14 protein-coding genes are annotated in these 15,169 nt (G+C 52.0%); 8 read left to right on the forward strand and 6 right to left on the reverse strand.

Annotated elements, in window-relative coordinates:
* Positions 1–116: 116 nt before the first annotated feature.
* The gene (locus ACFX4U_RS11235) at positions 117–719 is read right to left on the reverse strand and encodes a peroxiredoxin C (protein WP_017458841.1); all 603 of its coding nucleotides are present in this window, start codon (positions 717–719) and stop codon (positions 117–119) included.
* 168 nt (positions 720–887) lie between these two features.
* Positions 888–1,469: an ACP phosphodiesterase gene (gene acpH, locus ACFX4U_RS11240; RefSeq protein WP_305736960.1), complete on the reverse strand. Its 582-nt coding sequence runs from the start codon at positions 1,467–1,469 to the stop codon at positions 888–890.
* Positions 1,470–1,561: 92 nt separating this feature from the next.
* Between acpH and queA the strand changes: the two genes are divergently transcribed.
* The 8 genes from queA (at position 1,562) to ACFX4U_RS11280 (ending at position 10,609) form a co-directional block, all read left to right on the forward strand.
* Entirely contained in the window at positions 1,562–2,632 is a 1,071-nt protein-coding gene (gene queA, locus ACFX4U_RS11245; RefSeq protein WP_313506411.1) for a tRNA preQ1(34) S-adenosylmethionine ribosyltransferase-isomerase QueA, read from the forward strand.
* A gap of 51 nt (positions 2,633–2,683) precedes the next feature.
* A complete protein-coding gene (tgt, locus tag ACFX4U_RS11250; protein WP_020456739.1) occupies positions 2,684–3,811 on the forward strand; it encodes a tRNA guanosine(34) transglycosylase Tgt in 1,128 nt (375 codons plus the stop codon).
* Between the two features lie 21 nt (positions 3,812–3,832).
* Positions 3,833–4,165, forward strand: coding sequence for a preprotein translocase subunit YajC (yajC, locus tag ACFX4U_RS11255; protein WP_313506412.1), 333 nt, complete (start codon positions 3,833–3,835; stop codon positions 4,163–4,165).
* Positions 4,166–4,192: 27 nt separating this feature from the next.
* Entirely contained in the window at positions 4,193–6,040 is a 1,848-nt protein-coding gene (gene secD / locus ACFX4U_RS11260) for a protein translocase subunit SecD (RefSeq protein ID WP_200553003.1), read from the forward strand.
* A 10-nt stretch (positions 6,041–6,050) separates the two neighbouring features.
* Entirely contained in the window at positions 6,051–7,022 is a 972-nt protein-coding gene (gene secF, locus ACFX4U_RS11265; RefSeq protein WP_305736959.1) for a protein translocase subunit SecF, read from the forward strand.
* 232 nt (positions 7,023–7,254) lie between these two features.
* On the forward strand, positions 7,255–7,887 hold the full coding sequence (locus tag ACFX4U_RS11270) for a response regulator transcription factor (RefSeq protein ID WP_313506413.1): 633 nt from the start codon (positions 7,255–7,257) through the stop codon (positions 7,885–7,887).
* Positions 7,888–7,903: 16 nt separating this feature from the next.
* Positions 7,904–8,629, forward strand: coding sequence for an Hpt domain-containing protein (locus ACFX4U_RS11275; protein ID WP_313506414.1), 726 nt, complete (start codon positions 7,904–7,906; stop codon positions 8,627–8,629).
* 84 nt (positions 8,630–8,713) lie between these two features.
* Complete coding sequence (locus ACFX4U_RS11280) at positions 8,714–10,609, forward strand: ATP-binding protein (protein ID WP_313506415.1); 1,896 nt, start codon at positions 8,714–8,716, stop codon at positions 10,607–10,609.
* Between the two features lie 97 nt (positions 10,610–10,706).
* Here the strand turns inward: ACFX4U_RS11280 and ACFX4U_RS11285 are convergent, their stop codons facing one another.
* The 4 genes from ACFX4U_RS11285 to ACFX4U_RS11300 all read right to left on the reverse strand — a co-directional run bounded on the left by ACFX4U_RS11285 (position 10,707) and on the right by ACFX4U_RS11300 (position 15,164).
* Entirely contained in the window at positions 10,707–11,390 is a 684-nt protein-coding gene (locus ACFX4U_RS11285; RefSeq protein WP_200552999.1) for a response regulator transcription factor, read from the reverse strand.
* 279 nt (positions 11,391–11,669) lie between these two features.
* Entirely contained in the window at positions 11,670–12,944 is a 1,275-nt protein-coding gene (locus ACFX4U_RS11290; protein WP_380218033.1) for a hypothetical protein, read from the reverse strand.
* Positions 12,941–13,732, reverse strand: coding sequence for an outer membrane lipoprotein-sorting protein (locus ACFX4U_RS11295; RefSeq protein ID WP_249879664.1), 792 nt, complete (start codon positions 13,730–13,732; stop codon positions 12,941–12,943). Before ACFX4U_RS11295 ends, ACFX4U_RS11290 begins: the two co-directional genes overlap by 4 nt.
* Before the next feature lie 34 nt (positions 13,733–13,766).
* Entirely contained in the window at positions 13,767–15,164 is a 1,398-nt protein-coding gene (locus tag ACFX4U_RS11300; protein WP_313506417.1) for an FtsX-like permease family protein, read from the reverse strand.
* Positions 15,165–15,169 lie beyond the last annotated feature (5 nt).

Consider the following 15,169-nt stretch of genomic DNA (forward strand, 5'->3'; position numbering starts at 1 on the left):
TGCAGTCTAAAAAGGATGAGGCCTGTCCAGACGAGTTAATGACGACACACATCTGGCGTTGGTTTGAATTAGCCATAAAAAAGGCCCGCAGTGCGGGCCTTTATCAATGCAGCCAATTACAGGCTGGAGACGTTTTCGCTCAGGTATTTTGCCACGCCGTCCGGAGAGGCGTTCATCCCTTCTTTACCTTTTTCCCACTGTGCCGGGCACACTTCGCCGTGCTCTTCGTGGAACTGCAGCGCGTCAACCATGCGCAGCATTTCATCAATGTTACGGCCCAGCGGCAGGTCATTGACGACCTGGTGGCGCACGATGCCGTTTTTGTCGATCAGGAAAGAACCACGCAGGGCAACGCCCGCGTCCGGATGCTCAATACCGTAAGCCTGCTGAATTTCACGTTTGATGTCTGCGACCATCGCGTATTTCACCGCGCCGATGCCGCCTTTCTCAACCGGCGTGTTACGCCATGCGTTATGAACAAACTCGGAGTCGAAAGAGACGCCAACCACTTCTACACCGCGGCTTTTGAACTCTTCGTAACGTTTGTCAAAAGCGATCAGTTCAGACGGGCAAACGAAGGTGAAGTCCATCGGCCAGAAAAACAGCACGGTCGCTTTACCGTTGGTGTGCTGTTTGAAGTTGAAGTTTTCAACAATTTCACCGCTGCCCAGAACGGCTGCGGCAGTAAAATCCGGTGCCTGACGAGTAACCAGTACCATATGTACTCCTGTAATTTACAAGGTTAATAGAACGCAACGCGGGCCAGTATAGGGAGAGGGGTAGGGCAGCTCAAAGCGCCACTGACAATCGCTGGTATAGGTTTTGTCTATCGATTGCTTTTGTAATGACGCTTTCCAAAATAGCGTAATGCACACGCAGTGCAAGAATTAAAGCTGCTGATCTTTAGCCTGCGCCATCATGCGCGGATAGAACGCCCAGAATTGTGACTCCAGCGCGGCGTAGTTGGCGTCGAGATCCTGCCAGGAGTCGCGCAGTGCATCCAGGCGCGGGCGACGGTTCGCCATGCCGTTAAGCACATTCTGGATAAAGGCCATCTCGCGGTAGCGCTCCAGCCAGCGCTCTGACCAAAGGTAATTGTTCAAATTAACAAATCGCGGCGGAGAGTCGGGCAGGATTGTCGCCACCTGCGCACGGGCGTAGCGAACAAAATCATCCAGCGGGAAATCAGGCGAGATTTCCGCCCAGTGGCGGGAGAGAAAATGATCCCACATCACATCCAGCGTGATCGGCGCGACCCGCCGGGTTTCTGGGCGGAACCACTCGCGGGCGGTTTTGACTTCCGGCAGGTTGTCAGTCATGACGTCGATACGGCGATGCATCTGGATCCCGTCAACGATCTCCACCGGGTAGAGGTCTTGTGGGTTGCCGCGAACAAAATCCGCCAGCAGGTTGCCGGGCAGAGAACTGTCGGCAAGATGGGCTAAGTGCAGGTGTGCTAAAAAATTCATGCTTATTGTTTGTCCAAAAGCGGCTAACGGTTGCAGCGAAGGGGCGTGGGCACTAGACTACCCGCCTCTTAAATATGTATCGAGTTAGTGTCATGCGCGTTGCCGATTTTTCCTTTGAATTGCCCGAATCCCTGATTGCCCATTATCCGCAGCCTGAGCGCAGCAGTTGCCGCTTACTGTCGCTGGATGGCCCAACAGGCGCGCTGACGCACGGTACTTTCACCGATTTGCTCGACAAGCTCAACCCCGGCGATCTGCTGGTGTTCAATAACACCCGCGTAATTCCGGCGCGCCTGTTCGGCCGTAAAGCCAGCGGCGGCAAGATTGAAGTGCTGGTCGAACGCATGCTCGACGATAAACGTATTCTGGCACATATTCGCGCATCCAAAGCGCCGAAACCGGGCGCGGAACTGCTGCTGGGCGACGCGGAAGATATCCGGGCGACGATGGTGGCGCGCCACGACGCGCTTTTCGAAGTTGAGTTTCACGACGAACGTCCGGTGCTGGATATCCTTAACGCAATCGGCCATATGCCGCTGCCGCCCTATATTGACCGCCCTGATGAAGAGGCGGACCGTGAACTCTACCAGACCGTGTACAGCCAGAAGCCAGGCGCGGTTGCCGCACCGACGGCAGGGCTGCATTTTGATGAGCCATTGCTTGAGCGTTTGCGTAATAAAGGCATCGAGATGGCGTTTGTGACGCTGCATGTGGGGGCGGGAACTTTCCAGCCGGTGCGCGTAGACAGCATTGAAGATCACATTATGCATTCTGAATACGCCGAAGTGCCGCAGGAGGTTGTTGACGCGGTGCTGGCGGCAAAAGCGCGTGGCAACCGGGTTGTTGCCGTGGGAACCACATCCGTGCGTTCGCTGGAAAGCGCCGCGCAGGCAGCAAAAAAAGATCTGATCGAGCCGTTTTTCGGTGATACGCAGATTTTCATTTATCCGGGTTATCAGTACCGGGTGATTGATGCGCTGGTCACCAACTTCCACCTGCCGGAATCGACGCTGATTATGCTGGTTTCTGCCTTCGCCGGGTACCAACACACCATGAATGCGTACCACGCCGCAGTTGCAGAGAAATATCGCTTTTTTAGTTACGGGGATGCGATGTTTATCACGTACAATCCGCAAGCCATTTTTGAACGCGTCGGGGAATAGGTCCGCGGCGCTGGTTTTAAACGTCAGACTGTCTTTCTGGCTGGAGAAGAAATGAAATTTGAACTGGATACCACTGACGGACGCGCCCGCCGCGGTCGTCTGGTGTTTGATCGCGGCGTGGTTGAAACGCCAGCGTTTATGCCTGTGGGTACTTACGGCACCGTAAAAGGGATGACGCCGGAAGAAGTTGAAGCCACCGGCGCGCAGATTATCCTCGGCAACACTTTCCACCTGTGGCTGCGTCCGGGTCAGGAGATCATGAAGCTGCACGGCGATCTGCACGACTTTATGCAGTGGAAAGGCCCAATCCTTACCGATTCCGGCGGTTTCCAGGTGTTCAGCCTTGGTGACATCCGCAAGATCACCGAAGCGGGCGTACACTTCCGTAATCCGATCAACGGCGATCCTATTTTCCTCGATCCCGAAAAATCGATGGAGATTCAGTACGATCTCGGTTCCGATATCGTGATGATCTTCGACGAATGTACGCCCTATCCGGCGGATTGGGATTACGCAAAACGCTCCATGGAGATGTCTCTGCGCTGGGCGAAACGCAGCCGTGAGCGTTTTGATGGGCTGGGTAACAAAAACGCGCTGTTCGGTATTATTCAGGGCAGCGTTTACGAAGATTTACGCGATATCTCGGTCAAAGGTCTGGTAGAGATTGGCTTTGATGGCTACGCTGTCGGCGGTCTGGCTGTGGGCGAACCGAAAGAAGATATGCACCGTATTCTGGAGCATGTCTGCCCGCAAATCCCCGCAGACAAACCACGATACCTGATGGGCGTCGGTAAACCAGAAGATCTGGTTGAAGGCGTGCGACGCGGCATTGATATGTTTGACTGCGTGATGCCGACGCGCAACGCCCGTAACGGTCACCTGTTTGTGACCAATGGCGTGGTGAAAATCCGTAACGCGAAATATAAAAGCGATACCGGCCCGCTTGATAGCGAGTGTGATTGCTATACCTGTCGCAATTATTCTCTTGCTTACTTGCATCATCTCGACCGTTGCAACGAAATATTGGGCGCGCGTCTCAATACCATTCATAACCTGCGGTATTATCAGCGTTTAATGGCTGGTTTACGCAAGGCTATCGAAGAGGGTAAATTAGAGAGCTTCGTCGCGGATTTTTACCAGCGTCAGGGGCGGTCCGTACCACCTTTGAACGTTGATTAATTTAATAATGAGGGAATTTGAATGAGCTTTTTTATTTCTGATGCGGTAGCAGCAGCAGGCGCACCGGCAGGCCAAAGCCAGTGGACGTTGATTCCGATGCTGGTGGTGTTCGGTCTGATTTTTTACTTCATGATCCTACGCCCGCAGCAAAAACGCACGAAAGAGCATAAAAAGCTGATGGACTCCATCGCTAAAGGTGATGAAGTGCTGACCAACGGTGGTCTGATTGGCCGCGTGACCAAAGTAGCAGACACTGGCTACATTGCTATCGCACTGAACGACACCACCGAAGTGGTAATCAAACGTGACTTCGTAGCTGCCGTTCTGCCGAAAGGCACGATGAAGGCGCTGTAATCTATTGTTTTCCCAAAGGGAACTGCCGTGTTAAACCGTTATCCTTTGTGGAAGTACATTATGCTGGTCGTCGTCATTATCGTCGGCCTGCTTTACGCACTTCCCAACCTGTATGGTGAGGATCCGGCTGTTCAGATCACTGGCGCGCGCGGCGTCGCCGCCAGTGAGCAAACGCTGATCCAGGTCCAGAACGATCTACAAAAAGAAAAAATCAACGCGAAGTCTGTGGCTCTGGAAGAGGGCGCGATTCTTGCTCGCTTCGATTCTACTGATACGCAGTTGCGCGCCCGCGAAGTGCTGGTCAGCGCGTTAGGCGATCAGTACGTTGTCGCGCTTAACCTTGCTCCGGCTACACCACGCTGGTTGACCGCCATTAAAGCCGAACCGATGAAACTCGGTCTCGATCTGCGCGGCGGTGTGCACTTCCTGATGGAAGTGGATATGCAAACGGCGCTCAGTAAACTGCAGGAACAGAACATGGACAGCCTGCGCAGCGATCTGCGCGACAAAGGCATTCCTTACACCACCGTGCGTAAGGAAGATAACTATGGCCTGAGCATTCAGTTCCGCGACAGCGCGGCGCGCGATCAGGCGAACACTTACCTGACAGCCCGCCATCGCGATCTCGTTATCTCCAATCAGGGCGACAACGTACTGCGTGCCGTGATGAGCGATGCGCGTCTGAGCGAAGCCCGCGAATATGCTGTTCAGCAGAACATCAATATCCTGCGTAACCGTGTAAACCAACTGGGCGTGGCTGAGCCGCTGGTACAGCGCCAGGGCGCTGACCGCATCGTGGTTGAGCTGCCGGGGATTCAGGATACGGCACGTGCGAAGGAGATTCTGGGCGCTACTGCGACGCTGGAATTCCGCCTCGTTAACAGCAGTGTGGATGCTTCCGCCGCCGCCGCTGGCCGCGTACCGGGTGACTCCGAAGTGAAACAGACGCGTGAAGGCCAGCCCGTTGTGCTGTACAAACGCGTGATCCTGACCGGTGACCATATCACCGATTCCACCTCCAGCCAGGATGAGTACAACCAACCGCAGGTGAACATTTCGCTCGATAGCGCGGGTGGCAACATCATGTCTAACTTCACCAAGGACAATATCGGTAAACCGATGGCGACTTTGTTTGTGGAGTACAAAGACAGCGGTAAAAAAGATGCCAACGGACGTGCGGTGCTGGTGAAACAGGAAGAGGTGATTAACATCGCCAACATCCAGTCTCGCCTCGGCAACAGCTTCCGTATTACCGGTATCAGTAACCCGACCGAAGCGCGTCAATTGTCGCTGCTGCTGCGCGCCGGTGCGCTGATTGCGCCGATTCAGATTGTTGAAGAACGCACCATTGGCCCAACGCTCGGTTCGCAGAACATCACGCAGGGTCTGGAAGCGTGCCTGGCAGGTCTGGTGGTTTCCATTATCTTCATGATCTTCTTCTATAAGAAGTTTGGTCTGATCGCCACGTCTGCGCTGGTCGCCAACCTGGTGTTAATTGTCGGCATTATGTCGCTGTTGCCTGGCGCAACGCTGACGATGCCGGGGATTGCCGGGATTGTGCTTACCCTTGCGGTCGCGGTGGACGCCAACGTTCTGATAAACGAACGTATTAAAGAAGAGCTGAGCAACGGCCGTTCGGTACAGCAGGCGATTCACGAAGGTTATCAGGGTGCTTTTTCGTCCATTTTCGATGCGAACATCACCACGTTGATCAAAGTACTTATTCTTTACGCAGTAGGTACTGGTTCAATTAAAGGGTTTGCGATCACCACCGGTATCGGTGTGGCGACCTCTATGTTCACCGCCATTGTCGGCACCCGTGCCATCGTCAACCTGTTGTACGGCGGCAAACGCATTAACAAGCTGTCTATCTGAGGAGTGCGTTGTGGCACAGGATTATACTGTTGAACAATTGAACCACGGCCGTAAAGTCTGGGACTTTATGCGCTGGGACAACTGGGCTTTTATCATTTCCGGCGCGCTGCTGATCCTCTCCATTACTGTGATGGGCGTTCGCGGCTTTAACTGGGGCCTGGATTTTACCGGTGGTACGGTTATCGAAATCTCGCTGGAAAAACCAGCGGATATGGATTTGATGCGTGACGCGCTGGAGAAAGCGGGCTTCCAGGAGCCGCTGCTGCAAAACTTCGGTAGCAGCCGCGACATCATGGTTCGTATGCCGCCTGCTCAGGGCGAAACCGGTGGCCAGGTGCTGGGAAGTAAAGTCGTTAGCGTGATTAACGAAGCGACCAGCCAAAATGCAGCCGTGAAACGTATTGAGTTTGTCGGTCCGAGCGTGGGCGCAGATCTGGCGCAGACGGGTGGGATGGCGCTGCTGGTCGCGTTGATCAGCATTCTGGTTTATGTCGGTTTCCGCTTCGAGTGGCGCTTGGCGGCGGGCGTGGTTATCGCGCTGGCGCACGACGTCATTATCACGATGGGCGTACTCTCGCTGTTCCAGATTGAGGTTGACCTGACCATCGTGGCGTCGCTGATGTCGGTAATCGGTTACTCGCTTAACGACAGCATCGTGGTATCTGACCGTATTCGTGAGAACTTCCGCAAGATCCGCCGCGGCACGCCATACGAGATCTTTAACATCTCTCTGACGCAAACATTGCACCGTACGTTGATCACGTCCGGTACGACGTTAGTCGTGATTTTGATGCTTTATCTCTTTGGTGGCGCGATGCTGAAGGGCTTTTCGCTGACCATGCTTATCGGTGTTTCCATCGGTACGGCTTCGTCTATCTATGTCGCGTCTGCTCTGGCGCTGAAAATGGGAATGAAGCGCGAGCATTTACTGCAGCAGAAAGTGGAAAAAGAAGGGGCGGACCAGCCGTCTATTCTGCCGTAAGCATTCGTTGCACCGAACAAACCGCAGCCACGTGCTGCGGTTTTTTTATCTGTGGCATTTTTTCTATTTATAATAAAAGCGCATTTATTTATTAAATATATTAATTTCGCTTTTTTATTTTTATAAAATGCGAGCGCCTTTCCTTTATTAAATATTCATTCTGCATTGCCATTTTTTTTTGTTAAAGTGCGTGAATTCGTAATGATATGGCTGTGGCCAGAGATTTCTAAGCGTGTTGAAACCTAAAAAAGTGTTGATTGCAGATGATCACCCTATTTATTTAATGGGGATGCGAACGTTACTCGCACCACTTTCCGCGCAATACCTCATCATTGATGAAGCCATGACCGCCGATGAAGTCGTGGCAAAGCTGGAGCAGCACGCAACTGATATTCTGATAACCGATCTCAGCATGCCCGGAGAGCGATACAATGATGGTCTGGCGCTCATTCAATTATTAAAAAGACGCTGGCCAGATTTACTGATTATTGTGGTTTCTATGATCAATAACCCCGGTATTCAGCATTCATTACTCCGTCTCGGAGTGCACACGGTATTAAATAAGGCCAGCTTGTCGACAAAGCTGTTACAGACATTGCAAGCGCTCACCTCGCCTGCTATTTCCCCGAGAACGAATACGCCGCAAGAGGACGCTTCCGCGCAACTTGAGGTGAAGTTGACGCCAAAAGAGAATGAGGTGTTGCGCCTGTTACTGCGCGGCATGACGGTGAACGATATCAGTACCCGACTTAGCAGGACGAAACAAACCGTCAGCGCACAGAAAAAAAGTGCCATGCGCAAACTGGGTGTCACCTCCGAATACGAGCTCTATCAATACCTGCAGCAAATTGGATTAACAAGTTAACGACATGGAGTTTGTTATGCATGGAATGCAGACACTACTTGCGACGTACAGTGCTGAGCAGCAGTGCGCGCTCGCCCGACAACTGCGCTTTTGCAGTAATGTAAATATCGCTACTGTGAATATAAACGATGCGCAGAATGTGCTTTCCCGTCACCCCTGGCATGCGCTATTGGTCGATTTGAGCGAGAGTGCACACTCAGGTGTTGATTTAGTTGAGAAACTTCTCGCTGCGGAGTTGGCGGGAGAATTAACATTACCTTCGTTATTGCTGGCCTGCATAGACAATGAACAGCCAGAAACAGAATCAATGCTGCGTCTGAAGGGATTCGACCATATTTTGTCTCTTCCTTTATCTGCAGAGCGTTTACGCTGCTCTTTTCAGTCGAGGGATATAGCGCAACCGGAGCTGCGTGAATTACATCTGCTGGCGAATCATCAGCAGCCAATAATTGATGCCATGCTCCCGAAGCTCTTACAGGCGTTAGCGTCCGATATTCAACAACTCGATATCATCGCGCGCGCAGGAACACTCCTTCAAATTGCGAATCTTGCCCACCGAATGAAATCTTCCTGGTATCTTTTGGGAATGCGCCGGGCGATACGCTACTGCATTGTGATGGAACGATTGCCGAAGTTGATCGATGAGGGAACGATAAATCAAGAAAATATTTCTAAAATGCGTCAGCGTTTTATTTCACTCATGTTTAAAGATTATAACCAACTGGTGTTTTTGTTCGGTTGATTTGCCGTGAGTATACCCGGTCTGGAATATTAATTGTGTTTTTACACATTGTATTGGCCAGCAATTAAAAACCAGGAAAAGAGAATGTTTTCTTTTATTTTCCACCATATTAAATGGTGCGTTTTTTTATTATCGCTTCTCTTTACTTGCTGCTTCGCAGTAAATGCTCGTCCGACAAATATCGCTTTTTATACAGCCGATATTTCCGGCAGCGGAGCAGCAGAAAAGCAAATAGTTCAAGCAACTCCTCCTGTCGGATCTGCAGCCGTAAATACGTTTCCGGTGAATAATGGAGTTGCTGCGCAAAAGAGCGTGTTTTGGCAGGGTGGGCGCCGTCATATCAAGGTCATTAGCCTGGTGATGTCGGTGATTGTTATCATCTCGATGGTATGGATTATTTCGCTCAGACGCCAGGTCAACCAGCGCATACGTATGCAGCAGCGGCTTAAAGAGCAACTCGCCTGCATGAGCAATATGATGTTTTCCGTCCCCTGGCCGGTCGCGGTGCGTAATCTGCGCGGGGAGCTTGTCAGTTGTAATATCCGCTATCTGGAAGAGATGAACGTCACGCGCGAAGAGGTGTATGGGAAAACCGTCGATGTTTTGCCTCTGCCGGAATTCATGATCCGTGAGTTCCACCGCGACTATCAACGGGTGATTACCACGGGTGTCCCGCACATGCGTGACAGGTTGCTGACGTTTAACCACTCAGCCCAATCACGCACTGTTTTTTACTGGATCATTCCTTTTCACGGGAGCGATGGCCGAAACAATGGTGTTTTAAGTGGCTGGATAGACATGACGGAGCGGCAGGAATTCATTCAGCAATTGAATGAAGCGAGGGATGAAGCCGTAGCGGCAAATAGGGCGAAGACGAATTTTCTCTCGGTGATGAGCCATGAAATTCGCACGCCGTTAAACGCGATTCTTGGCATCCTCGAACTGCAAATCAAACAGAATGTGCTGGCGCAACAGCCACAGCCAATGCTGGAAGTTGCGCACGATGCCGCAAAAAATTTACTCGCTGTCGTGGGGGATATTCTGGATATTTCACGGATTGAATCGGGCCGTATGGCAATAGCGCCGCGAAAAGAGGAGCTGATTGCGTTGACTCGCTCGGTGGCGCTGTTATTCAAAGAGGCGACCGATCAAAAACAGCTAACGATTAATATGCATGTAGAAGGTGGCGATCGGTGTCTGCTAAAAATTGACCCTCATCGTTACAAACAGATCCTTTCTAACCTGTTAAGTAATGCGGTTAAATTTACCCGCGAAGGTTCAATAGACGTCATTTTAAAACATGAACCGGCTGTTGAGGGGATGATTGCGGTTTCGCTGACCGTTAAAGATACCGGTATCGGCATTACGCCCGAAGACCAAAAAAGGCTTTTTAAGCCCTTCACCCAGTTGAGTTCCGATAAATATGCCTCGCGGCTCGGCTCCGGGCTGGGGCTGTTTATCTGTCGTACCCTGTGCGAACTGATGAAAGGCGAATTAACGCTGGAAAGCACCCCAGGCGAAGGTACCGCTGTCCATGTGCGTTTGCGCTTGCCCGCGGTATCTGTCAATGCTGCTGAACATGAGTCGGCTGTGCCAGCAAGGCGCTCATCTTCCGGCGTAAGACGGGTGCTCATTGTTGATGATTACCCGCCAAACCTTATGTTGTTACGTCATCAACTTGAATTTCTTGGTCATCAGGTCAGCGAAGCAACGAATGGAGAAGAAGCGCTAACCCTTTGGCTGATGAGCCGCAACTACGATTACATTTTGATCGACTGCAACATGCCAGTGATGGATGGTTTTACCCTTGCAAAGCTGATTCGCGCGGAAGAGCTGCGTTCCGGAGAGACGCGTGCAACGCTATTGGGGTTCACCGCCATTGCGCAAGCCGAGGTTGTTGAACAATGCATCGCGGCAGGAATGGATGGCTGTTTGTTCAAGCCTTGCAGTCAGGAAGTTATCAATAAATGGATTAAATAACTGTTGATAATTTTTAAGTGATACATAAAGGCCTGAGCTGGAAAAATACAGAGGCCTTTTTATTTACCGGCTAATAAATTAAATGCAATGCAGCAATTTACATTGCGATATCAAACATCCGCGTCTGAAATAATAAACAATAAAGTTGACAATCCGTTCGCACATTGAGTTTTCCCATGGCGCGGAGTTTATGTGCGCTGACAGTTTTAATACTGATGTTCATGCGTTTGGAAATCGTTGTTAACGAAAGCCCACGGCATAATAAGCGTAAAACCTCACTTTCGCGCGTTGATAATTCCTGCGGCGTCAGCGCATCGCGGCGGAAAAGTGAATCCATTAACCCTCTTTCAATATAGACTTCGTCCATCAGCACGGTAGTAATGGCTCGCCAGAGCGTACGTTCGCTGGTATTACGACTTATATAGCCTTTCGCACCCGCCTCCAGCGCAATACGAATAAGATTCGTATTGTTATAAGGCGATAAAACGATGGTTTTTGTATTGGGGTAACGACTTGAAATCCATTTTACCAGTGCAACGCCATCCAGTTCCGACACAGGGTTACCCGTTTTAATGGTATGCAGGCCATAACCCAGAAAGAGTAGATCCACTTTTTTACTGGCGAGAATATCGAGAAGCTCTGTTTGCTCATTGGTATCACCGATAACATCGATATCAAGTTTATCAGTATTTAGATTGCTGTTTTTTAGTGAGTTAATCATCGAGGTCATTCCCCGACGTATAATTGCATGCTCATCCACAATTAAAATATTAATGGACATAGATTAACCTCCTAAACCTGCCTGAGGAATGTAAGCGGGATAGAGAAGATACGATGTTCTATTCCTGTTTTCTATCTGACCAGTAAGAAAAATGACCATGATATTTAAGCCCGGTTTGTAAGGTTTGATAGATAAAATGCCTGTGTCCATTTCAGGACTGCGCGTTATATTCCTGAAGCGGATGAATTTCCCTTCAACGCCTGTTGGGAGGGGGAGTCAGGTTATTCGCACTGCTATTGCGGGTAGGGGATTGATGATACCCCGGCAATATCAGGCAGTTTAAAAATAGTAATCCACGGAGAGTTGCCAGCGCCTGTCTGGCCGCACGCTATAGGTTTTTTTCACCTCAGGGCGGTAGATTTTTTGCCACTGAAGGGCGATATCCACCGAATTCAGGTGACGCCTCAGCTCCACAAATCCCATATTTTTCTGGCGCTGCAAATCCCGCTGCCAAATCAGGTTGAAGTCATACTGGTCGGCGATGTCTTTCCAGTACGCCTGCAATAGCGCACCACGCCGTGGCGTCAGCCCGTCTTGCGCTTGCTGCGCGGTGCTGTCTGCGGGAGAGGCTGCAATCTGCGCGACAATATAAGGGGGAGCGGCACGAAGTGTGGCGATGGCCTTTTTGCTGTCGGCACTGCCGTTATAGTGCCCCTCCAGACGCAGGGTTAAATGGTTCTCGCCGGTCCAGGTTAAACCAACTGCAGCACGGTTACGCCACGCCATATCCCACTGGCTTTCGGGCAACGCTTCCTGCCAGTTGAAGGGCTGGCGTCCTCCCGCCCATTCCGCATAGACCAGCGTGGAGCGCGACAGAACCCGCGAAAGGTTGGCGCCCAACTGAGGTGATCGGTGTTCTTCCTGTAGCAGCAATAACTGAGGATTAAGGTTTTCGGCAAAGCGATAGCTTCCCGCCAGTAAAACCCGTTCACGGGGATTACTGGCATTCCAGTCAAGGCTGGCGCTGTTCTGCCGCTGGCTGGCACTGATTTTTGGCGACCAGATTACCGTTGCAGCCGCTTTGTCCCAAAATTTTTGCAAACGGATCATGGCATTGCCCAGGCGGTTGCTGCGCAGGGATTCCGGATCGGCCGATATGGCTGAACGCACCGTACCGCGACCAAGAAAATCGGTAGGGTTATAGCCCAGCGCAACACCATAACGGGTGTTAATGCGTCCGACATCGATGGAGGCCTGAGATGTCAGCGCATAGCTAAGCCAGGCTTCACGCAAGGTATTGATATTGCGGTTTTGGTTTAGAGCGTGAGAGAAACGGCTATCGAAGCGGTTCGAAAGTACAGCCCGCCAGTTGCGTAACAGGGTTTTGTCCCAGCGCATATCCAGCGACGCACGTTGCTCTTTAGCGCTGTTTTCGTTCAGGCTGCTGGCTATTTCGAGTAGTCCACTCAGCGCCTTATTTTCCACAGCGGTAAACTCGGTCTTATCCGCCAGTTCAAGCGCCGCCAGGGTGCTATCCTGCTGTGCGCTGGCAGAAGCGTTGCACAGCGCGCCGAGTGCGATGAGCCAGCTTAAGCGCGTGCGCGTGGCCTTCATTGATCCGTATCCTTAAAGTGCGCCAGATAATCGCGTTGTAGCCACGCTTCCGGGACATCCCGCCAGGCAAAATTCTGCTGGCGCAGAACGGTAACAAGCTGGGCGTTGACGCCATCAATAATCACCGCCTCGGTGGGGCGCACGCCGCCCAGTGCGGGTTCGTAGCGACGATACCAGGTCGTTTTCAGCAGGTTGCCATTAACGGCGTAAAACTCCGCTTTACGGCTTTTGAAATCGTTTTTGTCGACCCAAAGATCCATCGAAGGGTAGGGCGCGTCCGGATTGGTTGCGACTAAATGCAAGTGGTAGCAGTCGCGCATTTGCTTTTCGCCGTCCTGGATCTGCTCTTCTGCCACCAGGCTTGCCTTGTAATCTTCGGCCCAGTTTGCCGTTACGACATCGCCGTTAGACGCTTGCCCCAACAGACGCTGTTGCGGGGAGATTGGCACGCTCGCCTGACTTGCCGGGTCATAAAGCCAGAGATCGCGGCCACTTTTCAGGGTCAATTTTCCCGCATCGCGCTGCGGACTGATAAAGCGCAGCAGGCTGCGGAATTGACCGCCATTCGGCGATGCGCGCGAGTAAAGCACCAGTTTGCTGGTGTCGTTCTGCTTGCCGTTTTTATAACTGATAAGCGTTGTGACCAGGCTAAAGGATCGATCCGGGTTACGCACCTCGTCGCTTTTTTTCAGGATTTGTTGCGCTTCAAGCGCGGCGCTTGCTGGCATCGCGGCCAACAAGAGCCACACCAGGCACAAGGGTGCCAGTGGTTTCTTTTGCAATTGCATTACGTTCTTCCTTGTTGATAGATGAAGGGCAGGATCAGATATGGCGCAGCGCCTCGACGATAGAGACATTCGCCGCGCGGCGTGCAGGCCACCACGATGAGATCACGGTTATCAGCAACAACACGCCGACTACGCTGCTAACCATTGCCCACTCTCCCCACACACTGATATGGATCCTGATTGGCACTGTCACGCCGGGAGGCTGCCAGGTAAGCCCGGCGTGATTGATCAGATACGCCAGCACTAAAGAGACGATTACCCCGGTAATCGAGCCGAACACACCCAGTAGCGAACCTTCGCTGAGAAACAAGCGCTGGATATCACGCCGTTTCTGCCCGACAGCACGCAGCGTGCCAATCTCCACCGTGCGCTCCATTACTGCCATTCCCATGGTGTTACTGACGGTAAATAGCGCGATGGCGAGGATGAGAACCAGCATGAAATTGAGCATGTTGTCGAACATTTTCAGTACCTGTTTATACAACGGCTGCAGCTCGGTGAAGTCGTATACTGTCAGCGGATAATCCGCGAGTTCGCTGGCAAAAAGCTGCTGGAGCCGCGCTCGCGCCGCCGCCAGTTGCGAGGTGCTGTGCAGTTGCAGAATGATAGCCGTCACGCCTGGCGTCTCCTGACCAAATAGCAGTTGTTGCGCCTGGTGCAGATGGATGCCAACAAAGCTATCATCCAGCTCGCGAGCGGGTTGCGGCTGAATGCCTTCCACTTTAACGCGCACAATATTTGGCGCGCCGTTACCGGAAGCCGCCAGCAGTTCAATGTAATTGTCGCTGTCTGTAGCGTGCGCCTGTCGCGCTTGCTGCGACAGTTGCAGAAGATCGGCCGGAAGATCGGCGGCGTGGTTCTCTTTGGCTCGAGGAGCATTGCAAGGCTGGTTTTTTGCGAGGTCGCACAATTGCAGCAAACGCGCCAGGCCGCCGCCAATAAATGCCGAATCCGCTGCGACACCAGAGTATATCTGGCGGTTTTGCAGGAAATCACCGAGGTGGTATTCGTCCCATTTGTTCAGTTGTACTTTCCCTGCGGCTTCACTGCCGTAAATAAGCGCCGGACGTGACGTCCCAACCGCATAATGCCCGGCGATGCCTGTCAGCATTAGCACCGGCGTGCTGACGGTGAGCATCGGTTGCAGTACCGGATCGCGGGCGATGATATCCATCACTTTCTGGTAATTGCGGATGCTGTATTGCGCCGGGTTTCCCGTACCGTGCAGTAAATAATCCTGATGCTGGATTTGCAGATGACCGGTACTACGCACGAATGTCGTTTGCAAACTGTATTTGATCGAGTGGTTATAACCGCCAAACAGCAGAATACCGACGGCACCCACCACGATTGCACAGAGTGTTGATAAGGTCCGCCGACGGTTGCGCAGCAGGTTGCGCAGCGCGTGTTTGAGCGTTTTTAGTTTCAGCATGTTCT

It is taken from the genome of Kosakonia sp. YIM B13588, from assembly GCF_042788165.1.
Lineage (GTDB): Bacteria > Pseudomonadota > Gammaproteobacteria > Enterobacterales > Enterobacteriaceae > Kosakonia > Kosakonia sacchari.